The following is a 24,617-nucleotide window of genomic DNA, read 5'->3' on the forward strand; positions in this document are numbered from 1 at the left end:
TCGATGGAACAGGCATCAGGAGCGGGCCGCTTCGCGGGCAGGACCGTCATCGTCACCGGCGCCGGATCGGGGATCGGCAGGTCCACCGCGCTGCGGCTGATCGCCGAGGGCGCCGGCGTCGTCGCCGCCGACGTCATCCCCGACCGGCTCGACGAGCTGGCCGACCAGGCGGCCCACGAGCTCGGGGACTCGGCGCTGCGCACCGTCGCCGGGGACATCGCCCAGCGGGAGACGGTCGGCAGGATCGTCGACGCCGCCGAGGGCCGGATCGACGGCCTCGCGAACGTCGCGGGCGTCATGGACGGCTTCCTGCCGCCCGCCGAGGTGGACGACGGCACGTGGGATCGCGTCATGGGCATCAACCTGACCGGCCCGATGCGGCTGACCCGCGCCGTCCTGCCGGCCATGCTGGAGGCCGGGGGCGGCGCCATCGTCAACGTCGCCTCGGAGGCCTCGCTGCGGGCCTCCGCCTCCGGAGCGGCCTACACGACCTCCAAGCACGCCATCGTCGGGTACACCAAGAGCGTCGCGTTCTACTACGGGCCGCAGGGCGTCCGCGCCAACGCGGTGGCGCCGGGGCCGGTGGCGACCAACATCGAGGGCGCGATGCGCTCGGAGTTCGCCGCTCAGCGCGCCGGGGCGGTCATGCAGGCGACGATGCCGCCGCCCGCGCCGCCCGAGCGGCTGGCCGCGGCCGTCCTCTGGCTGCTCAGCGACGACTCGCTCAACGTCAACGGGGTCGTGCTCCCCAGCGACGGCGGCTGGTCGGCGGTCTAGGGAGCGCCTTCGCGGTCCGCCCGGGAGCCCGCGGGCGGCATGGAACCGGGCCGGAGCGGGTACAGGCTCGGCAAGCAGACGCAAGAGGCGGTGATGCAGATGCCGACCGGCACTGTCAAATGGTTCGACCCCGACAAGGGATACGGCTTCATCGAGACCGACGCCGAAGGGGGCGACCTGTTCGTGCACTTCAGTCAGATCCTCGACTCCGGCGGCTTCCGCACCCTCGAGGAGGGGCAGCGGGTGCGCTTCGAGGTGACCGACAGCCCGAAGGGGAAGCAGGCGTCCGAGGTCGAACCGGAGTGACCCGCCGCTTCGCGGGGAGCGCTGTTCGCGAAGCGGCGGGCCGGTGACACCGGGCCAGGCCTGTCCTAGGCCGACGAGCAGGCCACTTGGGGCGAGGCTCCGGAGCCGCTGGCGACGAAGCCGAAGACCTCGCGGCTCTGGCCCGCCGCGACGCTGCCGTTCCAGCCGACGTCGGCGGCCGTCACCGTCGATCCCGACTGCGACCAGTCGGCGTTCCACGCCGAGTCGATCGACTGCCCGCCGGGCCAGTCCCAGTTGAGGCTCCAGCCGTCGAGGTCGCTGCCGGCGGTGACGGTGACGTTGCCCTGCCAGCCCGAGCCCCATTCGTTGACCACCTCGATCGAGGCCGTGCACTCGCCCTCGGGCGGGTCGGTGGGGTCGTCCGGCGGATCGGTCGGGTCCCCGCCGGAGTCGCACGCGGGGTTGGTGTGGGTGAGCAGGCCGAGGCGCCAGGGCCACTGGGAGTACTCGCCGGAGGCGTTCGGGTCCATGCCCTGGTAGAGGTACCGCATGTCGCACGGGTCGATGGTCATCGTCTGGTCGACCTGGTCGCGGATGAGTTCGCCGTGGCTGATGTCGCGCGTCCAGGCGCCGCCGGGGAAGGTGACGTTGTTGGAGCGGGCGAACGGGTTCGACTCGGTGTCGGCCAGCGGCGTCCACTCGTTGAAGTTCGCGTCCAGCCGGTCGGAGGTCCACGAGCGGAAGTACCGCTTGCCGTCCGAGCCGATGGCCTCGACGATGAGCAGGTACTGGCCGGTGTCGCCGACCTTGTAGACGTTGGTGGCCTCGAACAGGTCGTTGCTGGAGGACTGCATGAACAGCTCGACGTCGCCGAAACCGTTCGGGAACTCCGCCACGGTCGTCTGGGCGCGGTAGAACTGCTGCTTGTCGTTGTTGAAGAACAGGTAGCAGTTCACCTCGTCGCAGGTGACCCAGTAGTCGACGATGTAGGACGAGTTCGCGTCCGCGGGGCCGTGCGAGTCCATGAAGTTCTGCGGCGCGGTGGCCGACTCGGGCGAACCGGGGTCGTCCAGCAGCGAGAACGAGGGCAGGCCGGTCTGGTAGACCAGGTACCACTCGTCTCGCGGTTCGAAGTAGAACACCTGCGGCGCGGCCCGGTAGCCGCCGCCGACCGCGGTGGTCGTCAGGTGCGTCTGCGGCACCGAGTTCGCCTGCGACCAGTCGGTGAAGCCGCCGAAGTAGGTCAGCGACCAGCCGCCGCCGGTGTCGGCGGTGGTGGCGTACACGTGGTACTCGCCTTCGTACTCGATCACCGACGGGTCCTTGATCGACACCAGGGTCCGGCCCGGCGCCGTCTGCTGCGGCGCGACGAGTTCGCCGGAGGACTCCCAGGTGAAGCTGTCGGGGAGGGCGTCGGCCTGTGCCGGGGAGGCCGACGGGTCCGCCGCGGCGGTGACCGCCGTGGCGGCCAGTGCCGCCACCGCCGCCACCGCGACGGCCAAGGTCTTCGACCTCGCTCGGAGCGTTGTGGACATGACAAGCCTTTCGCTTGGGGGACGCTGCGGTCGCCTTGCCGATCGCAGCCTTGGGGCGCGGCGAAACTTTCGGTGACGACTCCGAAATTTCCAGACCGCATGGACAGCGTAACGCTTTGATTCGATGAATGTAAATGCCTAGATTAAGGAAATGTTCTCGGTAACTGGGCGGAGCACCGGGGAGCCGAAAGGCGCTCGGCGCCCCGGCTCGAGGAACGGGATTCGAGCACGCCGACGGCGCCGAACGGCGCCTTCGGCGTCCGGTCGGCTCTCGGTCGGCGTCGCGGCTCGGGCTCAGCGCCCGGTGAGGACGAGGATCTTGCTCGCGTCGAGCCCTCCGGCGGCGAGCTCGGCGAAGGCCTTCGGGCCCGCGTCGAACGCGACGCGGTCGTCGATGAGGTGCTCCAGGCCCGCGGGCAGGGTGGCGACCCACTCGGCGGTCCGGCGGAACTCCTCGGAGGGGTAGCAGAAGCTGCCGATGACGCTGCGCTCGTCGGTGCTGATCGCGTACGCCGAGAGGGAGACGTCGGGAGCGCCCATGCCGACCAGGACGACGCGGGCGGCGCGCTCGGAGGCGGCGAAGGCCCCGGCGAGGCTGCCGCTGCTGCCGACCGCGTCGATGACCACTGTGGCCGGGCCGCCGAGGGCTTCGCCCACGAGTTCGGCGAGGTCGCCGCGCGAGGGGTCGACGGCGGCGAAGCCGAGGGCCGTCACCAGGTCCCGGCGACCGGCGCTCAGCTCGCTGACCGCGACCCGTGCGGCGCCGAGGCGGCGGGCGGCCAGGGCGCAGGCCTGCCCGATCGGGCCGCCGCCGACGACCAGGACACGGTCCTCGGGGGCCGTGCGGCCGCGCACGGCGGCGTGGTAGCCGACGGCGAGCGGCTCCACCAGGGCGCCGTACTCGATCGGCACCTCGGGCGGCAGCGGGACGACGTTGCGGGCGGGCACGGTCATGTACTCGGCGAACGCGGAGCTCAAAGCGGGGTCGACGCCGATGACGCGGCGGCGCGCGCAGTGCTGTTCGCTGCCCGCCCCGCACTGGGGGCACGCGCCGCAGCCGATGACGGGGTTGACCGTGGCGGGGGCGCCGACGGTCAGGTCCTCGCCGACGGCCTCGCCGAGCGCGGCGATGCGGCCGACGGTCTCGTGGCCCATGATCTGGCCGGGGTGGCGCCTGCCGTTCTCGCCGGTGTAGCCGTGCAGGTCGGAGCCGCAGATGCCGGTCGCGACGATCTCGAGCAGCACTTCGCCCGCGGCCGGGACGGGGTCGGGCGCCTCCTCGACGCGCAGGTCGTCGGGTCCGTGGAAGACGAGGGCTCTCATCGTGTGCTCCATTGCGGTTCGGGTGCCAGGCGAGCGAGTCGAGGCTAGTCAGCTCCGACTCGGGTGTCAAGGCGTCGGGCCGCCCGGGCGCGGGGGCGGACGCGCGATGGGATCGCCCCGTTGGGGATTCGTTTTCGAACACGCTTGCGTTAGGCTGGTCGCAGCTTTCCCGGCACCGCCCTTGACCGCCTTGCAATCGTTTGCGTAATTTTATGGAAGATCATCGATCCAAGCGAACCGACAGAGGACTCCTCCAGTGGCCGTGACCATCAAAGACGTCGCCAAAGAAGCGCGGGTGCACATGTCGACCGTCTCCCGCGCCTTCTCCATGCCGCACCGGCTGCGGCCCGAGACCCGCACGCGGGTCCTGGAGGCGGCGCGCCGCCTGGGCTACCGGCCCAGCCGGGTGGCGCGGGCGCTCACCACCGGCCGCACCCACAACATCGGTTTCATCGTCGCCGACATCGCCAACCCGTTCTTCCCGCCGATGATCAAGGCCGCCGAGCACGCCGCCCGCGCCCGCGACTACCACCTGTTCATCGCCGACGCCTCGGAGGACCCGGCGATCGAGACCGAGCTGGTGGACGCGCTCGCCAAGCAGGTGGACGGGGTGGTCCTGTGCGGGCCGCGCATCGCCAACGCCAAGATCGAGCGGCTCAGCGAGAACATTCCGATCGCGCTGGTCAACCGCAAGATCAGCGGCATCCCCTCGGTCACGATGGACGTCGTCCACGGCGCCGAGACGGCCATCGCCCACCTGCTGGAGCTGGGGCACCGGAAACTGGCCTACGTGTCCGGTCCGCGCCAGTCCTGGACGAACGGCCAGATCAGCCGCACGGTGACCGCCGCGTCCGAGGGCCGGGCGAGCGTCACGGTCCTGGGCCCGAACACGCCGAACGAGAACGCCGGGCTCGCCGTGGCCGAGCAGATCGCCGACTCGGGCGTCACGGCGGTGCTGGCCTACAACGACCTGCTGGCGATCGGCCTGATGGAGGGCCTCCACAATCTGGGCGTGGACGTGCCGGGGGACGTCAGCGTCATCGGCGTCGACGACACGGTGCTCGCCCGCCTGGCGCGCCCGCGCCTGACCACGATCGTGGTGCCCACGGCGGACGCGGGCACCGCGGCGGTGGACTTGCTGCTCCAGTACACCGCGGGCGACGACGAGCTCGCCGCGCGCACTGCGGGCCAGGTCTCGCTCCCGACGCAGCTGGTCGTCCGCGACTCCACCGCTCCCCCGCCGGGCGCGGCGAGCGCATGATCTGATCCGGTTCGACGGGCCGGGCGCGTTCCCGCGCCCGGCCCGTCATCGCATCGCTCGGGGCTTCAGCAGCCGATGCGCTCGGTGCCGAAGGCGACGTCGTCGTACCAGAGGGTGTCGGAGTCGGAGCCGTAGCTCTCCCAGCCGAGCCGGAGGTCCACCAGGGACGGGTTCCAGCCGGCCTTGTTCAGCCACTGCCCGTCGATGTCGTGCGTCGGCACGCCGTCGACGACCAGGCCTTCGACGAGGGCGCCGTCGACCCAGGTGCTCAGGTCGCCGCCGGAGATCTGGAACTCCACGCACGTCCAGGTGTCGACCGGCAGGGGCTCGCTCATCGAGACGCCGTTGGGGCTCTGCTCGGGCAGCGTCGCGTCGTCGGACTCGCGGTTCCACTGGAGCGCGCCGTTCTGGCCGCCCAGGCGCAGGTCGGCGCCGCCGTCGTTCGCGTCCTCCATGGCGACCATGGTGGTGTGGGTGGCGGGCTGAGCGGTGGTGTGCCGCACGTAGAAGCGGAACCACTCGGTGCCTGCGGGGAGCTCGCGTCCGACGAAGACGTGGTTGCAGTACGTCGCGCCGCCGTCGACGCGGACCGACTTCTCGCCGCTGTGGACGACGGACTCGTCCACCGTGGCGGTCCCGGTGCCGGTGCAGTCGGGGGCGCCGACGGTCCAGTCGCCGCCGGGGGTGGTCCCGGTCTGGTCCTCGAAGCCGTCGCAGACGGCTCCGGCGGGGCACTCGCCCTGGTCCGGCGGGTCGGTCGGGTCGTCGGGATCGGTGGTCGGATCGTCCGGCGTGGTGGGATCGTCGGGATCGGTGGTCGGGTCGTCGGGCTCGGTGGTCTGGTCGGCCTCGCCGCAGACGGTCCCGTTGAGGCTGAAGGACTCGGGCTGAGCGGCGGCGCCGCCGACGACCAGGCCGAACAGCTCGCGGGTCTGCCCGGCCGCGACGGTGGCGTTCCAGCCGACGTCGGAGCCGGTGAACGCGGCGCCCGACTGGCTCCAGTCGACGTTCCAGGCGCTCTGCACGGCGGCTCCGGCGGGCAGGTCGAACTCCAGCGTCCAACCGTCGACGGCCTCCGTTCCCGTCGTGAGCGACACGGTCGCCTGGTGACCGGTCCCCCAGTCGCTGACGACGGTGTACTCCACCGCGTCGCAGGCGGCGGCCTGTGCCGGGCTCGCCGCCACCACCGCGAGCGTCGCGGCGGCCAGCGCCCCCGACGCGGCGGCGACGGCCCCGATCAAGCGGGACCGCCTTCGAGTTCGCATGACGTCCATGCGAGGACCTCCTTCGGCCCGGTGCGCGGCGCACTCACGATCGCGGACACAGGCCAAGACATTGATTACGACATTGATTGCCTTGAATATTATGGCCCATGTCGAGGCTCAATGGAAGCGCGCCCACGAATCGATTCGCCCGAAACGTCCCGGCCCGGGGCGGCGAGCCGCCGGGCCGGGACGGCCCTCAGCCCTCGGCCTCCACGCCCTTGCCTTCCAGGAAGAGGGCGTTGCATTCGCGCTGGAGTTCCTCCTCGGCCCACATCGCGTGCTGCGGCGCGGCGTTGGAGCACACGATCGAGCCCCAGGCGCCGACCTCGCGGGAGAGCGCCATCGCGTCGCGGCAGATCTGCGCGCCGACCGGCCCCTCCTCGAAGCGGCAGTCGCGCGGCGTGTAGCCCACCCAGCCCTCGCCGAAGACCAGCGGGACGCCGAGGCGCTTCGCGTGGTCGGCGGCCGTGCCGATCCACTCGCGCAGCTGCTGGGCCATCGCGATCCGGTGGGCGCCGTAGCGCTCGTAGAGCCAGCGGTCCACCTTCTCGGGGTCGCACCAGTCGTGGACGTAGATCTCGCCGTGGCCCACGATCGAGGCGTGCCGCTTCCACTCCTCGTCGGCCGGGGGCGCCCACTCGGTGAAGAGGGGCGCACCGGGCCTGAGCAGCTCGGCGTCGGCGCGTTCCTGCGGGAAGTCGGCCGCCTCGCCGCGCAGGGCGAACTCCCGGACCAGGTCGTCCAGGACGCCGTAGACGTAGGGGTGGACCACGAGCGCGCTCGCGTTGCGGGGCAGGCCTCGCAGCGCCGTCACCGGCACGCCCGCGTAGTTCGGCGCGCACAGGACCTCGGGGTGGCGCGCGGCGAAGGCGTCGATGCCCGCCTCCAGGCGCTCGCGCAGCTCCACGACCGGGTCCTCCTCGCCGGGCAGCCCGGCGGTGAGGTGCCCGGCCTGGACCTCGTTGTGGAGCTCGACGAGGGCCACGGTGCGGGCGAGGCCGTGCTCGGCGAGGAAGTCCACGAGATCGGCCGCGGCCTCGCCGAGGACGGTGAGCCGCTCGTCCGGGTCGATCGCGTGCAGGGCGTCGTACCAGGCGCGGTCGGCGGCGAAGGCCGGGCTCTGCTGGTACTCCCAGGAGGAGACGACGACGGCCACGCCGTGGCGGTCGGCGGCGCGGAAGAACTCCAGGAGGTGGGCCTTCGCGTCGATCACCGTGGGCTCGCGGACGTCGTACCAGCGCACACGCGAGGCGTAGCCGTCGCCGATCGGCTCGAGCCGCAGCGCGGACGTGTCCAGGCCGGAGCGGAACAGCAGGAACGGCATGGCGCAGATGCGCACGGCGTTGTAGCCGAGCTCGCGGGCCCGCGCGAAGGCGGCGTCGAGGTCCTCGAACGGTTCGCCGGGTCCGGTGCGGACGTACCAGGAGAAGTCCCAGAGGGTGATCGCGAGCCTCTCCGGCAGGTGGTCGGGAATCGTGCTGGCGCTCAAAGCGCTCCTTCCGGTGGTGGTCATGATTTCACCGCCCCGGCGGTCAGGCCGGAGACGAGCTGCTTGCGCAGCAGGATGAACACGGCGATCGCGGGGATCGCCGCGAGGATCGACCCGGCCATGACCAGGTCGTACTGGCGGCCTTCGGCGCCGAACAGGGCCTGGAGGCCCAGCGGGACGGTGTAGTACTCGGGTTCGGAGACGATGACCAGCGGCCACAGCAGGTTGTTGTAGGTGGTCAGGAAGCTCCACACGCCGAGCGCGCCGATGGCCGGGCGCAGCAGGGGCAGCACGATGCTCCAGAAGATGCGGAACTCCGAGCAGCCGTCGATGCGGGCGGCGCTGAGCAGCTCGTCGGGGATGGCCTGCTCGGTGTACTGGCGCATCATGAAGATCCCGAACGCGGGGGCCACCCACGGGACGATCAGGGCGAACAGCGGATGCGCGAGGCCGAGCTTGGCGACCAGGATGAACAGCGGCACGAGGATGACCGCGAGCGGGATCGCCAGCGAGGAGAACATGACGTCGAACAGCAGCCGTTTGCCGCGGAACTCGTACTTGGCGAAGCCGAAGCCCGCCAGGGAGCAGAAGAACACCACGGCGACGGTGCTCAGCAGCGCCACGACGGTGCTCATGAGCATCCACCGCCAGAACGGCTGCTCGGCGAGCAGGTTCGCGAAGTTCTCGAACGTGACCGGGTCCGGCCACAGCCTCGGCGGGAACGCGAAGATCTCGCTGCGCTCCTTGAACGACGAGGACAGCGCCCACGCCAGGGGCGCGAAGTAGACCAGGGCGAGCAGGACGAGGGTCGCGTACAGGGCGATCCGTCCGGCGCCGGAGGGGCGCCTCCGGTCTCGGGCGGCGGCCTCGGGCGTGTCGGTGGCGGCGTTCATCGGGTCCTCCCTACGCCGAAGGCGCTGATGCTGAGTCGGCCCAGCGCGAAGACGATGAGGAACATGACGACGCCCGCGGCCGCGGCGTAGCCGAGCTCGAAGCGCTGGAAGCCGGCCCGGTAGATGAACATCGACACCGACATCGTGGACTCGCCGGGGCCGCCCTGGGTGAGCAGGAACGGCTCCTCGAAGATCTGCGCGGTGTTGACCAGCATGGTCACGGCGATGAAGGCGGTGACGGGCCCCAGCTGCGGCAGGGTGACCGAGAAGAAGCGGCGGACGGGGCCGGCGCCGTCGACCTCGGCGGCCTCGTGCAGCTCGCGCGGGATGTTCTGGAGCCCCGCGAGGAAGAACATCGTCAGGAAGCCGGTCCAGCGCCACAGCACGAGGACGACGACGACGATCCGCGCCCACAGCGGGTCGGTGAGCCAGGAGATGCCGCCGAAGCCGAACAGCGCCTCCAGGACGGCGTTGAACAGGCCGTACTCGCCGTCGAAGATCAGCCCGAAGATCAGGGCGATGATGATCGGCGACAGGACGACCGGCATGAAGTAGACGAGGCGGAAGAAGTCCCGCAGCTTGAGGCCGCGCGCGTTCAGCGCCTGCGCGATGAGCAGCGAGGCCGGCAGGACGACGGCGAGCGCGAAGACGGTGTAGAACGCCGTGTTGAGCAGCGAGGTCCCGAAGCTGGGGTCCTGGAACAGCCGCGCGTAGTTGTCGAAGCCGATGAAGTCGGGCGTGCCGAGCCCGGCCCATTCGGTCAGGCTCAAGTAGAAGCCCGCGCCGATGGGCACGAGCATGAAGACGGTGAACAGCAGGAAGAACGGGGAGATGAAGGCGTAGGGCGCCCATTGCCGCTGCCCGCTGCTCCGGCGTCCGGTCCGGGTGGTGGTCGTGGTGGCGCTCATTGCTCGGGCACCTGCCTTTCGTAGGCGCTCACGCCTTCGGTGAGGGCCTCCTCGGCGCCGATCTCTCCTTTGAGGGCGCGCAGGATCGGTCCGCCGATGGTGTCGCGCAGGACGACGAGCCCGGCGCCCTGGTAGTAGACCGGCAGTTCCTCGGCGGCCACGGAGTAGACCTCGAAGATCCGCTGGTCGCCGAGGTAGGGGTCGGTGATGTTCTGGAACTCGGGGGTCTCGTAGAGGTCGGCGAGGGTCGGGAGGTAGGCGCCCGCGTGGTAGCGCGCGAGCTGCCCTTCGGGGGTGAGGTAGCAGCGCTCGAGGAAGTCGAGCGCGGCGTCGGTCAGGACCTGGTCCTTGACGACGCCGAACGCGGTGCCGCCCATGGTCGAGGAGACGGAGCCGCCGCCGGCGAAGCGGGGGATGTTCCTCGCCCGCCACAGGCCGGCCTGGTCGGGGACGTTCGCCTCGAGCCCGTAGACCTTGTACCAGTTCGGCATGACCGTGGCGGTGAGGCCGCCGCCCTTGAGCGCGGCGGCGGTGGCGCTGCCGTACGGGTCGGCCAGGGACAGGAACGCGCCGGTGCTGACGCCCTCGGCCATGAGCTCGAGGACCTCGACGGCCTCGTCGGAGAGGAGCGTGAGATTGCCGTCGGCGTCGTAGAGGCCCCCGCCGCGCTGGAGCAGCATCTGGGTGAAGCCCTGGACGATGGCGGTGTTGTCGCCGTCGGAGACCATGCCGATGGCCTGGCCGGTGTCGGCGGCGACCTGGGCGCCGATGTCGAGCAGCTCCTCCCAGGTCTCGACGTCCTCGGGGATGCCGAGCTCCTCGAACAGGTCGGCGCGGTAGTACATCACCGAGACCGAGTTGTCCGATTCGAGGGCGTAGACCTTGCCGTCGATGGTGTAGGGCTGGGTCTTGAGCAGCCGATCGCCGAACGGCTCGGTCAGGGGCGTGAGGTCGTGCAGGAGGTTCTCGGCGATGTCCGAGCCCATCATGCGCGGGAACTGGCCGATCTCGAGCCCGGCGAGGTCGGGCAGGGGCCGCTGTGCGACGGCCTGGCTGACCAGGCGGGCGATGACGTCGGGCGGCGCGAGCGAGGTGACCTCGACCGAGTAGGTCCAATTGCTGCCGCCGACGAGCGCCTCGTCGCTCGCGGCGTCGGTGAAGAACGTCGCGTAGCCGGGGTCGTGCGTCCACAGCGACAGGGCGGCGTGGCCGGATTCGAGCGGCGGGCCCTGCGTGGGCGAGGAGCAGGCGGCCAGCGCGCCGAGCCCGCTCGCGCCCGCACCCGCCGCTCCCATGAGTCGGAGCAGGTGTCTGCGGTTCAGTTCCATGAAGGGGCCTCCTTGGAGCGCAGCCGGATCTTGCCGACGCGCACGAGTGTCACCGACTCGACCGCGACGCCGTCGGCGACACTCCGCACGGCCGGGTCGACCCAGACGCCGGTCTCGGCCCGCCACGGCAGCAGTTCGAGCCGCACGGCGTGCTCGGCGAGCGCGTCGCGGTGGGGCGTCAGGTCGACGTCCCAAACCCGACCATGCCAGAAGTGGTCGGATATGAACAGATCGCCGATGCGGGCGCGTCCGGTGTCGCCGGTCCAGGCGACGCGCAGCAGCGCGCGGTCGGATCCGTCGAAGGCGGGGACGTGGACGTCGACGACCTCGGCGGCGGTGTAGTCCTCGGGCGCGCTGAGGCGGTCCATGGGGCCGCCGCGTCTCGGTTCGGGCGCTGGGCCGCTCTTCGCGCGCGTCTCGGCGAGCAGCGGGATCGGGCCGGCGCCGTGGGCGGTGAGCGTCCAGACGCGCCAGGGGCCGTCGTCGCGGACCTGGTCGAGATCGGCGCCGTCGACCGCGAAGGCCTCGGGCGCGGGCAGGACCGCGACGGCGAGCCGCGCGGACTCGGGGTACGCGACGAGGGCGCCGTCTTCGGCGTGGACGGGGGCGTCGGCGAGGACGAGTCGTTCGCGCCCGGCCAGGTCGAGCCTGTAGAGGCGGTTCGCGCTCACCTCGTCGAGGACGAGGAGCCGCACGCCGGGCAGGCGCACGAGGCAGTCGGGGCCGGGCGGTCCGGGGAGGTCGACGGCGGTGCCGTCGCCGAGGACGATCTCGACGGGGATCTCGTCGCTCGCGGCGAGGACCACGATGTCGCCTTCGCCCGAGTCGTTCTCGCCACCAGCGACGCGGGTGAGCAGCTGCGCGGTGGCGCTGCGGAGTTCGAGGTCCGGGGTGAGCGGGTAGCGCAGCGGCCACACCAGCGACACTCCGGCGGGGAGGTCGACCGCTTCGCGCGGGACGGTGACCGGGCCGTCGTCGAGTTCGACGGTGAAGCGGACGCCGGGCTGCGCGTCGAGGGGGCGTTTCGGGGGCTGGTAGGTGGTGGCGAACAGGTATCCGCTGTGCCCGTCGGAGCGCACCGCCCACCGCAGTTCGCCGGGGTCCGCGCTGCCGCCGCCGATGCGGGCGGGCATGGCGGCGAGCCGGTGGCCGTCCTCGGCGAGCCACAGGTGCTGGCGGCGCAGCAGGTGGTGGTGGGGCCGGATCTGGCCGTGCTCGCCGATGGGTGCGCCGAAGTCGTAGCTCAGGGCCGGGACGTCGTTGGGGTAGCCGGTGGCGTGGGACTCCTGCTCGGTGCCGCGGGCGCCGGTGCGCTGGGTGCCGCCCGAGTACATGTAGTAGCCCTGCCAGACCGAGCCGGATCCGATCTTGGCCAGGGCCATCGCGGCGACGTCCTCGGGGGTGACCAGGGGGCGGCGGTGGTAGGCGACGTGCATGCCGCCGCCGAGCTCGCAGGTGGCGAACGGGAGGGTCTCCTCCGGCGGCGGGGCGGCCGGGGCGTCGTCGGCGCCGTCCTGGTGGACCCCGTCGAGGGCCTCGCGCAGGTCGGCGCCGACCGAGAGGTCGTCGCGGACCGCGCTGTAGCGGAAGTGGATCGGCGCGAACGCGGGCCATTCGGTCTCGGCCTCCTCCCAGAAGCCGTCGGTGTAGGCGCCGTAGACCGGCAGGAGCGTCTCGGGCACCTGGGCGCCGCCCCAGCCGGTGGCCGTCCAGATCGGCACGCGCAGGCCGAGCTCCTCGGCGGTCCGGCGCAGGGTGGCGAGGTGCTCGGGCCGGTCGTAGAGCTCGTTGTCGACCTGCGCGGCGACGATCGGCCCGCCGTCGGCGTGGGTGAGGCCCGAGAGCCGCGCGATCGTCTCGGCGTAGAACGGGCGCACCAGTTCGAGGTAGGCGGGGTCGTCGGTCCGCGTCGGCACGCCGCGTTCGACGAGCCAGTCGGGGAAGCCGCCGTGGCGGGCCTCGCCGTGCGCCCACGGGCCGAGGCGGACGACGACGTCGAGGCCGTGCCGGGCGGCGAGTTCGACGAAGGCGCGCACGTCGAGGTTCCCGTCCCAGCGGAAGCGGCCCGGCTCGGGCTCGTGCGCGCTCCAGAACACGTAGGTGGCGACCGTGTCGAGGCCGCCCGCGCGGGCGTGTCCGAGGGTCTCGTTCCAGCGTTCGCGCGGGAGGCGCGAGTAGTGGATCTCGCCGCTGACCGGGAACCAGGGCCTGCCGTCGCGTTCGATCCACCGGCCGGTGACTTCGATGCGGTCGGGCGCGCCGGGCGCCTCGCCGAGGGGCAGGTGGTCTCGGATCGGCGGTTCCGGTGCGGGGCAGCGCAGCGTGCGCCCCGGCGGGTCTGCGGCGGTCGATGTCTCGTCGTGCATTTCTCTCCTTTGAGAAGTGGTCGGTCGACGCTCGTCCGGTCAGTCGTCCAGGTTCGCCACCTGGGATCGAAGGACGCGGACCCTGTCGTCGTGCGCGGCCTGGACGTCCTGGTGGAACAGCAGCATCTCCGGCAGCGAGGTGGCGAAGTAGTCCACTCGGGCGGTGACCTCGGCCTGCTCGGCGGCGTATCGGGCGAGTCCGTCCCGCAGGCGCCGGGCCTCCTCGGTCCTGCCGAGGCGGCGCAGCGCGGTCACCGAGGCCGCGGTCCGCTCGGAGAACGCGTGGATCCGCATCGCCTGGAAGTCGCCCTCTTGGGCGGCGGCGGTCTCCCATGCCTTCGCGGCGCCGGCCGGGTCGCCCGCGGCGTCGAGGGCGTCGCCGAGCGCCAGGTGCAGGTCCGCGGTGTTGGCGAGCGGGTGGCGGGCCTCGCCGAGGCTCGCGATCGGTTCGAGCGCGGCGGTGGCGTGCTCGACGGCGCGCCTCGCGTCGCCCGCCGCGAGCGAAGCGCGGGCCAGGGACAGGTGGGCTTCCTCCCAGGCGGCGAGGACGCGGCCTTCGCCGCCTTCCCAGGGCTGGAAGGCGCGGCCGGTGAGGATCTCGACCGCTTCGGCGGCGCGGCCCGCGGCGGTGAGCAGCTCGGCGAGCTGCACCGAGAGGTCGTCGCGGGTCTCGACGAGGTCGCGGCGCTGCTGGAGGGCGGCGAGCCGCTCGGCGGGCTCGGCGCCTCGGCGGGCGTCGAGCTGGTCGGCCTCGAACAGCAGCCGCGCGTCGTCGGGCGCGGCCTCGCGGGCGCGCCGGTAGTACTCGGCGGCGGCCTCGGGGTCGCCTTGGACGTTGTGCGCGGCGACGCCGAGGTTGCGGAGCACGACGGGGTCCTCGTCGGCCGCGGCGGCGGTCCGCCAGGCGTCCACGGCCTCCTCGCGGCGTCCGGCGGCGTAGAGCCAGTGCCCGGCGAGGGCGGCCAGGACCGGGTCCTCGGGCCAGTGGCGGCGCAGGCGTTCGAGCATGTCGTTGTCGGCGGCCGAGGGGAAGCACCAGGTCCGGTCGAGGGCGCGGGCGCGGTCGAGCGCCCATGCGGCGGCGGCCCGGTCGCCGCGCCGCAGTTCGAGGTCGGCGCGGTGGAGCCACGCGAGCGGCGCGATGTTGGTGCGGCCGCGGACCAGCGGCATGCGGGAGGCCTGTTCGAGCAGTTCGGCGGCGGCCTCGTCGTCGTGGACGGAGAGGTGTTCGCGGGCGACGTCCAGGACGATCGTCGCGTCGTCGGTGGTCTCGTGCTCGCCCAGGCGCGAGGACAGGTGGCGCGCCCACGCGTCGAGGGGGTTGTCGCGGAGCGTGCCCGCCACCAGGGCGGCGGCGCGGTCGGTCTCGCCGCGTCGCATGGCGGCGACGGTGGCGAGGTTGCGGGCCTGGGTGTGGTTCGGGGAGCGGTGCAGCAGCGCGTCGAGGTCTTCGGCGGCCTGGGCGGTGCGTCCGGCGGCCAGGTCGAGGCGGGCGGAGGCGACCGTGGCGGCATCGCACCAGGTCCGGTCCCACATGGCGGTGCCGAGCGCGGCGCGGGCCTCGGCGGTGCGCCCCTGCCTGGCGAGGACCAGGCCGAGCCGGTAGTGGGCTTCGCCGTCGCGGGGGTTGGGGTTGCGGGCGGTGAGGCGGGCGACGGCGGCGCGCAGGTGCTTCTCCGCCGCTTCGAGGCGGCCGTCGTGCTGGCGGCGGGCGGCGAGCGCGGTGTTGCAGCGGGCGTCGCCGGGGTCGCGGCGCAGCGCCTCTTCCCAGTACGGTTCGGGCGAGCGCGTGGCGTGGCGGTATTGGGCCAGGTGGAGGCCGGTGAGGTAGAGCTCGTCGACCGAGTCGATGTCGGCGGGCGCGGGCGGTTCGGTCGCGGGCCGGGCGAGTTCGGCGTCCGCGCCGTCGCCGTCGGGGCGCGGGCGCCAGGCGATGAGCGTCTCGCCTTCGTGCTCCACGGCCAGTTCGCAGTCGCTCGGCTCGGGGGCCGCGTCGAGCGCGGTCTCGTGGACGTACGGCGCGCCGGGCGCGAGGTCGACGGTGGCCTCGTGCAGGATCCGCTCGCCCGATCGCAGCACGACGCGGGCGCCGGGCCGCGGGGCGGTGACGGCGGCGGCGATGCGGACGCGGGCGCCGTCGCCGCCGGGCTGGAGGTCGAGGCGGACGGCGGCCTCGCGGGTGGCCTGGTGGACCGGGCCGGTCTGCTGGATCGGGTACCAGTACTGGGAGAAGGTCTTGGTCTCGCCGGGTTTGAGGTAGGCGAAGTCGGGCTGGTTGTCGGTGAACACCCCGGCCATGAGCTCGACGTAGGGGCCGCCGGTGTCGGTCAGGTGCGCGTCCCAGGCCCAGCCGAAGGGCGCGTTGCCCCAGGTCCACTGCTTCTTGCCGGGGGCGATGCGGTGGTCGGCCCAGTGGACGAAGCCGGCGCGGGCGCCGTGGTCGTAGCCGCCGAAGAAGTCGTCCTCGGTGCCCAGGCACATGTACGAGGTGGGCACCGGGATGTTGCGGTACCAGTCGAGGCGGTCGCCGTCCGGGCGCTCGGGGGTGCGCCGCGCGGGGTAGTCGACGCCGTAGTAGCGGCCTGCGGCGGCCGGGAAGGCGGTGGTGGCGCGCTTGGCGTGGTCGGCGACCATGCGCACGTCGGTGGGGAAGAAGGACTGGTAGTCGTCGTTCGCCTCGGCGGCCACGTTGGCCCACCACAGGAAGGTCTGGACCTCGTCGGAGCGGTTGACCAGGTGGCCGCGCAGCTCGATGAGCGCGCTGCCGGGGCGCAGGCGTATGCCGTGCATGCCCTGCATGCGCGCGAAGGGGTCGTGGTCGGAGCACCAGACCGTCGCCGATCCGTCCTCATCGTGCTCGATGAGGGCCTCGGTCGGCAGGTGCGTGGCGGGCCGGTGGTGCTGGGGCCAGTTGAACTCGACGCCGCCGGAGACCCACGGCCCGAGCAGGCCGACCAGGGCCGGTTTGACGACCTCGTTGCGGTAGAAGAAGTCGTAGCCCGAGGTCTTGTCGTGGCCGATGTGGATGCGCCCGCCCAGTTCGGGCAGGACCATCAGCCGCACGTACTCGTTCTCCAGGTGCACCGCGTCCCACTCCCGCGGGGCCTTCTCCTCGGCGACCTCGTCGATGAACGGCAGCGGGTAGACCGCGCCCGAGGAGCCCTGGTAGACGCGCTGGTCGAGGTAGGCCGGGTAGCGGTCGGGCTCGCCGGGCTCGTAGGAGTCGATGGCGACGCTCTCGCGCCAGGCCCGCACGGGCCGGTCGGCGATCGCCTCGGGAGCTGACGGTAGGACGATTCTCGACTCTTCGCTGGACATGCAGTAGACCATATGGCCGCTTGACGTCGGATGTCGATGGTCGTTTCAATGGAATGCATGGATGAATCGCTTGCCGCGCTCGATCCGCAGGCTTTGCGCGAAGGCTTCGCGGGGCAGCGGATGCTGGTGGTGCCTCGCGGGGTCGTCGGCCGGGCGCTGCGCCACCCCGTGACCGGGAAGCTCATGGTGACCGACGCCGGGTGCTTTCCGCACGCGGCGCGCCACGGCCGCGTCCGCTCCAGTGGGGCGGGGCAGCACATCCTGCTGGTGTGCACCGACGGCGCCGGGTGGTGCCGCACCGACGAGGGCCAGTTCACCGTCGCGCCGGGCGACGCGGTCGTCCTCCCCGCCGAGCGGCCGCACACCTACGGCGCCTCGAAGTCCGATCCGTGGACGCTGTGGTGGTTCCACTTCGCGGGGGCGGACGCGGCCGACCTGGTCCGGGCCGCGCACGCCGCCGCGGGCGGGCTCGTCACGCACCTGCGGGATCCGGCGCCGGTCGCGAGCCTGATCTCCCAGATCATCGACGCGCTCGACTCGGGCATCACCGCCACGGGCTTCATCCGGGCCTCGGGGGCCGCGTGGCACGCGCTCAGCCAGGTGATCGCGACCGGGCGGCGGCAGCCGGGCCCGAGCGCTGGTCCCTTCGAGCGGGCCGTGGAGCACCTGCGGGCGACCGCGCCGCGGCACACCTCGGTCACCGCCCTGGCCTCCATGGTCGGGCTCAGCACGTCCCAGTTGAGCGCGCTGTTCCGCGCTCGCCTGGGCGTCTCGCCGCTGAAGTACCAGATCGAGCTGCGGATGGCCCGGGCCAGGGAGCTGCTCGACGGGACGAGGCTGCCCGTCGCCGCCGTCGCGCGGGCCGCCGGCTACGAGGACCCGATGTACTTCTCGCGGCAGTTCTCGCGCCTCCACGGCATGGCACCGACGGCTTACCGGCGCCGGGCGCCCCACGAATGAGGAATGCGTTCGCAAGCTGGGGAGGCGAGCGGGACCGGCACGGATAGACTTTCGCGATGACCTCCGCCGATGAAGCCGCCTCGCTCGGCGGCGCTCTGGACGACGCCGCCTCGGACGACGCGCGGGGCGAGCCGCTGACCATCGCGCAGATCGCCCGGCGGGCGGGCGTCTCGATCGCCACCGTGTCCAAGGTGGTCAACGGGCGGCTCGACGTCGCGCCCGAGACCAGGGGCGTGGTCGAGGAGCTGATCCGCCGCCACGGCTACCGGCGCCAGAAGCGTCCCTCGAAGCCCGCGCCGCTCATCGAGGTCGTCTTCCACGAGCTGCGCGGCCTGTACGGCATCGAGATCCTCAACGGCGTCGCCCGCGTGGCCCGCGAGCACCGCCTGGCGCCGGTGGTCTCCGAGCTCGAGGGCCGCCACACGCCGGGGCGCGGCTGGGTCGAGGACGTGCTGGCCCGCCGGCCGACCGGCGTCATCTCGGTCTTCTCCCGGCTCGACGAGGAGCAGAGCGCCCGGCTGCGCAGCAGGGGCATCCCGCTGGTCCTGCTCGACCCCACCGGCGAACCCGAGCACCAGGCCCCCTCGGTGGGCGCCGCGAACTGGAACGGCGGCCTGACCGCCACCCGCCATCTCCTCGATCTCGGGCACCGGCGCATCGCCGTGATCACCGGGCCCGAGCACATGCTCTCCAGCCGCGCCAGGCTCGACGGGCACCGCGCGGCCATGGACATGGCGGGCGTGCCCGTCGACCCGGCGCTGGTGTGCGTCGGGGACTTCCAGATCGAGGACGGGCGGCGCTTCACGCACCAGCTGCTGCGCCTGGAGCGGCGGCCCACGGCGATCTTCGCCTGCAACGACGGCGAGGCGATCGGGGTGTACCAGGCCGCGGCCGAGGCCGGGCTGCGCATCCCCGAGGACCTGAGCGTCGTCGGCTTCGACGACCTGCCGATGACCGAGTGGGCGATTCCGCCGCTCACGACCATCCGGCAGCCACTCCACGACATGGCGGCCGCCGCGGCGAGCATGATCGTCACGCTGGCGGCGGGCGAGCCGCTCCCGAGGCATCGCGTCGAGCTCGCCACCGAGCTCATCGCGCGGGGCAGCACCGCGCCGGCGAATCAGGGCTGAGCGGTTGACAAAGTTTACCGACACAACTTAGTCTTGGTTCGCCGTGCGGCCGACGCCGACGGCGTTCCGGCCACCACGAAGAACGGTTCCACTGTGCAAGGTTCGCGCGTCTCCTCGGCCGAGCGGCCGATCGTCCCCGGCTTCCACCCCGACCCCACGATCTGCCGCGTCGGCGAGGACTACTACCTCGCGCACTCGAGCTTCGAGTACTTCCCCGGCGCGCCGATCCACCACAGCCGCGACCTGGTCTCCTGGACGCAGATCGGGAACATCCTGGACCGGCGCGAGCAGTTCCGCCGCGGCGACGGGCGGCCCTCGGGCGGGATCTACGGCTCGACGCTGCGCTTCCACGACGGCCGGTTCTGGTTCGTGACCACGAACGTCGGCGACGCCGGGTCCGGCCAGACCATCGTCACCGCCGAGGACCCGGCCGGCGCGTGGAGCGAGCCGGTGTTCGTCCGCGAGGCCGTCGGCATCGACCCGGACCTGTGCTGGGACGCCGACGGCGAGTGCTACCTGACGTGGAAGGGCACGGTGCGGGACGGGGAGGGCGAGGGGATCCTCCAGGGCCGCCTCGACACCGCGACCGGGAAGTTCAAGGGCGAGCCGTACCCGGTGTGGCAGGGCATCGGGCTCGCCGCCGCCGAGGCCCCGCACCTGTACCGCGTCGGCGAGCGCTGGTACCTGATGCTGGCCGAGGGCGGCACCGAACGGGGCCACACCGTCACGATCGCCCGCGGCGACAGCCCGCGGGGGCCGTTCGAGCCGTGCCCGGCCAATCCGGTGTTCACGCACCGCAGCACCGCGCACCCCGTGCAGAACACGGGCCACGCCGACCTGGTGCGGACCGTCGACGGCGACTGGGCGGCCGTCTACCTCGCGGTGCGCCCCGGCGGCTTCACGCCCCAGTTCCACGTCCTGGGCCGCGAGACCTTCCTGGCGGGCGTCGACTGGGTCGAGGGGTGGCCGGTGTTCGACGAGGCCCGCTTCGAGGTGCCGCCGAGCGACACGGCGTTCGACGACGACTTCGCCTCACCGGCCCCGGGCCTCCGGTGGGTCGTCCCCGGCGGCGAGCCCGAGGCCGTCGCCGCCCGCCATCCGGACGGGGGCCTGACGCTGCGGGACGCGCCGGACGGCTCGCCGGGGCTGCTGTGCGCCCGCGTCCGCGACCTGGCCTGGAGCGCCGAGGCGGCCTGCTCCGGCGCGGGGCGCCTGCGGCTGCTGATCGACGACCGCCACTGGTACGAGCTGGTCTTCGAGGGCGGCCGGGTCCGCGCCGTGGCCCGGATCGGGCCCGTCGCGCACGAGCTCGGCTCGGCCCCGTGCCCCGGCGGGACGGCGGTGCTGCGGATCGAGACCGCCGAACCCGAGACTGAGGGCGTCTCCCCCACCCGGATCGGGCCCGACGACATCGTGCTGTCCTTCGACGGCGGCGCGGGCTTCGGCGAGCTGGGTCGGCTCGACGGCCGCTACCTCTCGACGGAGGTCGCCACCGGCTTCACCGGCCGCATGCTCGCCATCGGGTCGGCTGGCGAGGGCTCGCGGGTGCTGCGGGCGGTCTACGAGCCCCGGTGAGCGGCGCTCGGGCGTGGTTGAATGAACGGCCCGAGCACCGTCTGGGAGGCCCGCATGCACCGTCCGCCGTCGGTATTGGACGCTCCGTCGAACCTGGGCCTGCGCCCGCCCGCGCCGGGGGTGGCCCCGGGCTGCTACAAGCTCGCCGGGGCCCTGCGGGACCACCGGCTCCTGCCTCGGATCGGCGCCGAGGACGCCGGGTGCGCCACCCCGCCGCGATACGACCGCGGCGACTGGGAACCGGGCCGAGGGGTGTTCAACGCCGAGGGCCTGGCCGCGTACAGCACGCGCCTGGCCGGGCGGGTCGGCGCCCTGCTCGACGCCGGGCGGTTCCCGGTCGTGCTCGGCGGGGACTGCGGCATCCTGCTCGGGGCGGCGCTGGGGCTGCGGCGGCGGGACCGCTACGGCCTCGCCTTCCTCGACGGGCACTCGGACTTCCGCCACCCGGACAACTCGGCGGCGGTCGGCGCGGCGGCGGGCGAGGACCTGGCGCTGGCGACCGGCCGCGGCCAGGCGGACCTGACCGACCTGGAGGGGCGGCGTCCGTACTTCCTGGACGAGGACGTGGCGGTGATCGGCATCCGCGACGACGACGAGTACACCGGCGAGCTCGACGCGCTCGGCATGGCGGTGTGGGCGGTGGGCGGGCTCCGGTCCGAGGGGCCGGAGGGCTGCGCGGCGTCGGCGCTGGCGCACCTGGACCGGCCGGAGCTCGACGGGTTCTGGCTCCATCTCGACGCCGACGTCCTGGACGCCGCCGTCATGCCCGCCGTCGACTCCCCGAATCCGGGCGGCCTCTCCCACGCCGAGCTGGGCTCGCTGCTCGGCGCCCTGCTCGCCTCCGAGCGGTGCGTCGGCATGGAGGTGACGGTCTTCGACCCGGACCTGGACCCCGACGGCCGCCTCGCGGGCGAGCTCACCGACACGCTGGTGGCCGCGTTCGCCCGGCGCTTATCCCCTGCGCCGCAAGGCGGCGGCTCGTGCGCCGCGCGCCGCGCCGTCGGCTTCCCGGACCCGGCGCCGCGCGAGGGGCGGCCGCCGCGCGGCCGCCCCCGGTGTCCGGTTCGACGGTCGCGCCTACACGTCGACCTCGACCCAGCCGTCGAGGCACATCAGGGCCACGTACCCGACGGTGTCGCCGATGTAGACCTCCACCCAGTGGAAGCCGTCCCCGCACGGCTCCCCGTAGGTGCCGCCGGGGGTCGAGTCGCAGGACGAGGAGTACCACTCGCCCGGCTCCATGTAGTCGAAGTGATCGGAATCGGTGGTGGGCTCCACTCGGATCCGCACTTCCGTGCGGTCCGTGTAGACCGCGCAGTTCTCCTGCTCGGCGTCGTCGGCCGGGCCGACGTCGACCTCGGACTCCGAGATCGAGCCCTCGGGCCGCATCTGCTCCTCGATGTTCTCGGCCGAGGCCTGGCTGGAGGCGGCGAAGGTCAGCGCCAGGGCGGCGCCGAGGGCCGCGAGCAAGCCGAACACCCTTGTTCGTCTCATGGTTCACTCCTTGTTCGGTGAATGTGCGGCGGAATTTCCGCACCGGACATGTTTCCAGGATCGGCGGATCGCAGAAGCGGAATCGTGGATGATTCGGGTTTCGCATGGGCCTCTCCCTTGACATGAAAGTGGCCCCTCGATAGCCTTCGATGTGTTAAATCGTTTCAATGAAGCCTGGACGTTCGCGCGAGCTTCCACATCGGATCCCGGCGCGTTCTCGTCCACCTCGCACGGTGACAAGGAACTCCTCAATGAGTCCCCACAAGAAGTTCAAACGAATAGCCGCGGTCTCACTGGCGGCCGTCGTCGCTGGTAGCGGTTCCATGGGCGCCCAGACGGCACAGGCGCAGCCCCGATCCGACACCGCCGATCAAGGCGGCGGAGTCCAGCTCGAGCACCTCGACCGAGGACTGGTCGCGAGCACCACCGATGACGGGATCTTCCTCAGCTGGCGTCTGCTTGCTGATGAAGTGTCCGGTTATAACGATTCAGGTCTGACCGGCACGGACTTCAACGTCTACAGGGACGGTGCGCTGCTCGCCACCGTCACCGACAGCACCAACTATCTGGACGCGGAGGGCGACGGCGACTCCGAGTACCGGGTCGTCGCGGTCGTCGACGGCGAGGAGGTCGACTTCTCCGATTCGGTGAGCCCGTGGTCGGAGTCCTATCTCGACATCCCCATGCAGAAGCCCGGCGACGGCGTCACGCCCGCCGGTGAGTCCTACACCTACGAGATCAACGACGTCAGCGTCGGCGACCTNNNCGGNGACGGNNANTACGAGTACNTCGTCAAGTGGNACCCNNNNAACNCNAAGGACNNCTCGCANNTNGGCTACACCGGCNCGNTNTACCTCGACGCCTACACCCAGGAGGGCGAGCGGCTGTGGCGCATCGACATGGGCGTCAACATCCGCGCGGGGGCGCACTACACGCAGTTCAGCGTGTTCGACTTCGACGGTGACGGCGTCGCCGAGGTCATGGCCAAGACCGCCCCCGGCACGAAGACCACGTCGGACGTGGAGGGCGAGGAGCGGTATGTCACCCTGCCCGAGGACGACGTCGAGGCCGGAGTGACCCATGAGGACGACTACCGCCTCAGTGCCGAGGGCTACTACGACCACCTGGTCGAGGTGTTCGCGGGCTGGAGCGAGCATCCCGAGGTCGTGAACGGCGACTGGCCCGCCACCGTCGAGGCCGCGCTCGGCGCCGAGGACCGGTTCGACTTCGAGTACCCGCTGTCCCGAGAGGACGCCGAGACGCTCGTCGACCACTTCATCGACGTCTACGCCCCCTCGCGCTCGGAGAGGAACGACCTGCGGAACTTCGAGGGCTTCGTCCTCTCGGGTCCGGAGTACCTGACCGTCTTCGACGGCGCCACCGGCCTGGAGGCCGAGACCGTCGACTATCCCGTGCCGCGCGGCGACGACGGCCTCCTCTGGGGCGACTACGCCATGTCCCGCATCGAGCCGGGCAACCGCGTCGACCGCTTCCTGTCGAACGTGGCCTACCTCGACGGCGAGCACGCCTCGGCGATCTTCGCCCGCGGCTACTACACGCGGGCCACCGTGGCGGCCTACGACTGGGACGGCGAGCACCTGACGCAGCGCTGGCTGGCCGATTCGGGCCATGCGCCGATGTCCAACCCGTTCAACGACGGACCGCACGGCGTCGAAGGGCCGGATCCCGAGTGGGGCACGCTCACCACGCAGGGCAACCACTCCATGGGCGCGGCCGACGTCGACGGCGACGGCAGACAGGAGGTCGTCTACGGCTCGGCCACGCTCGACGACGACGGGTCGCTGCTGTACTCCTCGTACGACACGATGCCCGAAGGCTCGGCCGATCCGGGCGCGACCGCCAAGCTCGGCCACGGCGACTCCCACCACCTCGGCGACCTCGACCCCGACCGCGCGGGCCTGGAGATCTTCTCGGCCTTCGAGGGCGGCCAGTGGGCTCCGTACGGCTACGCCATGCGCGACGCCGCCACCGGCGAGGTCCTGTGGGGCGGCTACACCGGTGAGGACACCGCCCGCAGCATGGCGGGCGACATCGACCCCGACGTCCGGGGCTTCGAGACGTGGGCCGCGGGCCCCGACCAGGAGGAGGAGGGAGTCGGCGAGGAGGGCCTGTTCACCGTGACGGGCGAGCCGATCGACGCCGACGGCCAGCCGGGCACGAACATGAGCATCCGCTGGGCCGCCGACCTGACCACGCAGACCGTCCAGGGGCTGGCCACCGACACGCTCGAGACGCCGACCATCGAGGACTGGCAGGACGGCACCGTCCTGGAGGCCACGGGGACGCTGACCAACAACTGGAACAAGGGCAATCCGAGCCTGGTCGCCGACGTCTTCGGCGACTGGCGCGAAGAGCTCCTGCTCCGCACCGAGGACTCCACCGCGCTGCGGGTCTACCTGTCCACCGAGGTCACCGAGCACAAGCTCTACACCCTCATGCAGGACCCGCAGTACCGCGTGGGTGTGGCCACGCAGCAGACGACCTACAACATGCCGCAGTACACGAGCTTCTACCTGGGCTCGGACATGGACTTCGCCGAAGTCCCCCTCCCCGACTTCCACACCCCCGGCGCCCTGGACGAGCTGCGGGACGCCTTCGAGGCCTACGCCGGCGAGCTGCGCTGGTCGGACCGGGTGATCCTGTCGCTCAAACTCTCGGCCGCCGAATGGCAGCTCGAACGCGGCAAGACCGCCCAGGCGATCACCTC

General features: G+C 72.2%; 17 protein-coding genes. 8 read left to right on the top strand and 9 right to left on the bottom strand.

Annotated features, from left to right (window positions below):
- The first annotated feature begins 3 nt into the window (after positions 1-3).
- Together YWW_RS0127310 and YWW_RS0127315 are read left to right on the top strand one after the other, a co-directional pair.
- Positions 4-777 carry an SDR family NAD(P)-dependent oxidoreductase gene (locus YWW_RS0127310; protein WP_026932562.1) on the top strand — a complete coding sequence of 258 codons (774 nt, stop codon included), beginning with the start codon at positions 4-6 and terminating at the stop codon, positions 775-777.
- 99 nt (positions 778-876) lie between these two features.
- Positions 877-1,083 carry a cold-shock protein gene (locus YWW_RS0127315; RefSeq protein ID WP_026932563.1) on the top strand — a complete coding sequence of 69 codons (207 nt, stop codon included), beginning with the start codon at positions 877-879 and terminating at the stop codon, positions 1,081-1,083.
- A gap of 65 nt (positions 1,084-1,148) precedes the next feature.
- On the opposite strand, the gene YWW_RS33510 is transcribed toward YWW_RS0127315, so the two are convergent.
- A complete protein-coding gene (locus tag YWW_RS33510; protein ID WP_081687822.1) occupies positions 1,149-2,579 on the bottom strand; it encodes a non-reducing end alpha-L-arabinofuranosidase family hydrolase in 1,431 nt (476 codons plus the stop codon).
- A 294-nt stretch (positions 2,580-2,873) separates the two neighbouring features.
- Complete coding sequence (locus YWW_RS0127325) at positions 2,874-3,902, bottom strand: zinc-dependent alcohol dehydrogenase (protein ID WP_026932564.1); 1,029 nt, start codon at positions 3,900-3,902, stop codon at positions 2,874-2,876.
- A gap of 256 nt (positions 3,903-4,158) precedes the next feature.
- Here YWW_RS0127325 and YWW_RS0127330 point away from each other — a divergent pair, with 256 nt between their 5' ends.
- Positions 4,159-5,163: a LacI family DNA-binding transcriptional regulator gene (locus tag YWW_RS0127330; protein WP_026932565.1), complete on the top strand. Its 1,005-nt coding sequence runs from the start codon at positions 4,159-4,161 to the stop codon at positions 5,161-5,163.
- Positions 5,164-5,228: 65 nt separating this feature from the next.
- Here YWW_RS0127330 and YWW_RS37925 read toward each other — a convergent pair whose 3' ends face one another.
- The 7 genes from YWW_RS37925 to YWW_RS33520 all read right to left on the bottom strand — a co-directional run bounded on the left by YWW_RS37925 (position 5,229) and on the right by YWW_RS33520 (position 16,730).
- Positions 5,229-6,437 carry a cellulose binding domain-containing protein gene (locus YWW_RS37925; RefSeq protein ID WP_026932566.1) on the bottom strand — a complete coding sequence of 403 codons (1,209 nt, stop codon included), beginning with the start codon at positions 6,435-6,437 and terminating at the stop codon, positions 5,229-5,231.
- A 187-nt stretch (positions 6,438-6,624) separates the two neighbouring features.
- Entirely contained in the window at positions 6,625-7,941 is a 1,317-nt protein-coding gene (locus YWW_RS0127340; RefSeq protein ID WP_051326392.1) for a cellulase-like family protein, read from the bottom strand.
- Positions 7,938-8,810 carry a carbohydrate ABC transporter permease gene (locus YWW_RS0127345; RefSeq protein ID WP_026932568.1) on the bottom strand — a complete coding sequence of 291 codons (873 nt, stop codon included), beginning with the start codon at positions 8,808-8,810 and terminating at the stop codon, positions 7,938-7,940. The genes YWW_RS0127340 and YWW_RS0127345 overlap by 4 nt, the downstream gene beginning before the upstream one ends.
- Positions 8,807-9,718 carry a carbohydrate ABC transporter permease gene (locus tag YWW_RS33515; RefSeq protein ID WP_035702630.1) on the bottom strand — a complete coding sequence of 304 codons (912 nt, stop codon included), beginning with the start codon at positions 9,716-9,718 and terminating at the stop codon, positions 8,807-8,809. The genes YWW_RS0127345 and YWW_RS33515 overlap by 4 nt, the downstream gene beginning before the upstream one ends.
- The gene (locus tag YWW_RS0127355) at positions 9,715-11,046 is read right to left on the bottom strand and encodes an ABC transporter substrate-binding protein (RefSeq protein WP_211228722.1); all 1,332 of its coding nucleotides are present in this window, start codon (positions 11,044-11,046) and stop codon (positions 9,715-9,717) included. Before YWW_RS0127355 ends, YWW_RS33515 begins: the two co-directional genes overlap by 4 nt.
- Positions 11,037-13,412 (bottom strand): beta-galactosidase, encoded by a 2,376-nt coding sequence (locus YWW_RS0127360; RefSeq protein ID WP_051326393.1) that lies wholly within the window; start codon positions 13,410-13,412, stop codon positions 11,037-11,039. Before YWW_RS0127360 ends, YWW_RS0127355 begins: the two co-directional genes overlap by 10 nt.
- Positions 13,413-13,451: 39 nt before the next feature.
- Positions 13,452-16,730 (bottom strand): DUF5107 domain-containing protein, encoded by a 3,279-nt coding sequence (locus YWW_RS33520; RefSeq protein WP_035705214.1) that lies wholly within the window; start codon positions 16,728-16,730, stop codon positions 13,452-13,454.
- 57 nt (positions 16,731-16,787) lie between these two features.
- Here YWW_RS33520 and YWW_RS0127370 point away from each other — a divergent pair, with 57 nt between their 5' ends.
- The 5 genes from YWW_RS0127370 to YWW_RS33535 form a co-directional block, all read left to right on the top strand.
- A complete protein-coding gene (locus YWW_RS0127370) occupies positions 16,788-17,690 on the top strand; it encodes a helix-turn-helix domain-containing protein (protein WP_026932571.1) in 903 nt (300 codons plus the stop codon).
- A gap of 56 nt (positions 17,691-17,746) precedes the next feature.
- Complete coding sequence (locus tag YWW_RS33525; protein ID WP_081687823.1) at positions 17,747-18,820, top strand: LacI family DNA-binding transcriptional regulator; 1,074 nt, start codon at positions 17,747-17,749, stop codon at positions 18,818-18,820.
- Between the two features lie 93 nt (positions 18,821-18,913).
- The gene (locus YWW_RS33530) at positions 18,914-20,395 is read left to right on the top strand and encodes a glycoside hydrolase family 43 protein (RefSeq protein ID WP_035705163.1); all 1,482 of its coding nucleotides are present in this window, start codon (positions 18,914-18,916) and stop codon (positions 20,393-20,395) included.
- Between the two features lie 21 nt (positions 20,396-20,416).
- Positions 20,417-21,910, top strand: coding sequence for an arginase family protein (locus YWW_RS36375; protein ID WP_081883614.1), 1,494 nt, complete (start codon positions 20,417-20,419; stop codon positions 21,908-21,910).
- Between the two features lie 230 nt (positions 21,911-22,140).
- Positions 22,141-24,617: rhamnogalacturonan lyase (locus YWW_RS33535; protein ID WP_051326404.1), on the top strand; the 2,477-nt coding region annotated here is incomplete at its 3' end.

Origin of the sequence: Glycomyces tenuis DSM 44171 (genome assembly GCF_000427885.1) — a bacterium.
Lineage (GTDB): Bacteria > Actinomycetota > Actinomycetes > Mycobacteriales > Micromonosporaceae > Glycomyces > Glycomyces tenuis.

Coding starts and splice junctions, on each gene's coding strand:
- YWW_RS36375 (WP_081883614.1), top strand. CDS start 20,417: ATGAACGGCCCGAGCACCGTCTGGGAGGCCCGCATGCACCGTCCGCCG.
- YWW_RS0127325 (WP_026932564.1), bottom strand. CDS start 3,902: ATGAGAGCCCTCGTCTTCCACGGACCCGACGACCTGCGCGTCGAGGAG.
- YWW_RS0127340 (WP_051326392.1), bottom strand. CDS start 7,941: ATGACCACCACCGGAAGGAGCGCTTTGAGCGCCAGCACGATTCCCGAC.
- YWW_RS0127355 (WP_211228722.1), bottom strand. CDS start 11,046: ATGGAACTGAACCGCAGACACCTGCTCCGACTCATGGGAGCGGCGGGT.
- YWW_RS0127315 (WP_026932563.1), top strand. CDS start 877: ATGCCGACCGGCACTGTCAAATGGTTCGACCCCGACAAGGGATACGGC.
- YWW_RS0127310 (WP_026932562.1), top strand. CDS start 4: ATGGAACAGGCATCAGGAGCGGGCCGCTTCGCGGGCAGGACCGTCATC.
- YWW_RS0127360 (WP_051326393.1), bottom strand. CDS start 13,412: ATGCACGACGAGACATCGACCGCCGCAGACCCGCCGGGGCGCACGCTG.
- YWW_RS0127345 (WP_026932568.1), bottom strand. CDS start 8,810: ATGAACGCCGCCACCGACACGCCCGAGGCCGCCGCCCGAGACCGGAGG.
- YWW_RS33510 (WP_081687822.1), bottom strand. CDS start 2,579: ATGTCCACAACGCTCCGAGCGAGGTCGAAGACCTTGGCCGTCGCGGTG.
- YWW_RS33520 (WP_035705214.1), bottom strand. CDS start 16,730: ATGTCCAGCGAAGAGTCGAGAATCGTCCTACCGTCAGCTCCCGAGGCG.
- YWW_RS33525 (WP_081687823.1), top strand. CDS start 17,747: ATGACCTCCGCCGATGAAGCCGCCTCGCTCGGCGGCGCTCTGGACGAC.
- YWW_RS0127370 (WP_026932571.1), top strand. CDS start 16,788: ATGGATGAATCGCTTGCCGCGCTCGATCCGCAGGCTTTGCGCGAAGGC.
- YWW_RS37925 (WP_026932566.1), bottom strand. CDS start 6,437: ATGGACGTCATGCGAACTCGAAGGCGGTCCCGCTTGATCGGGGCCGTC.
- YWW_RS33515 (WP_035702630.1), bottom strand. CDS start 9,718: ATGAGCGCCACCACGACCACCACCCGGACCGGACGCCGGAGCAGCGGG.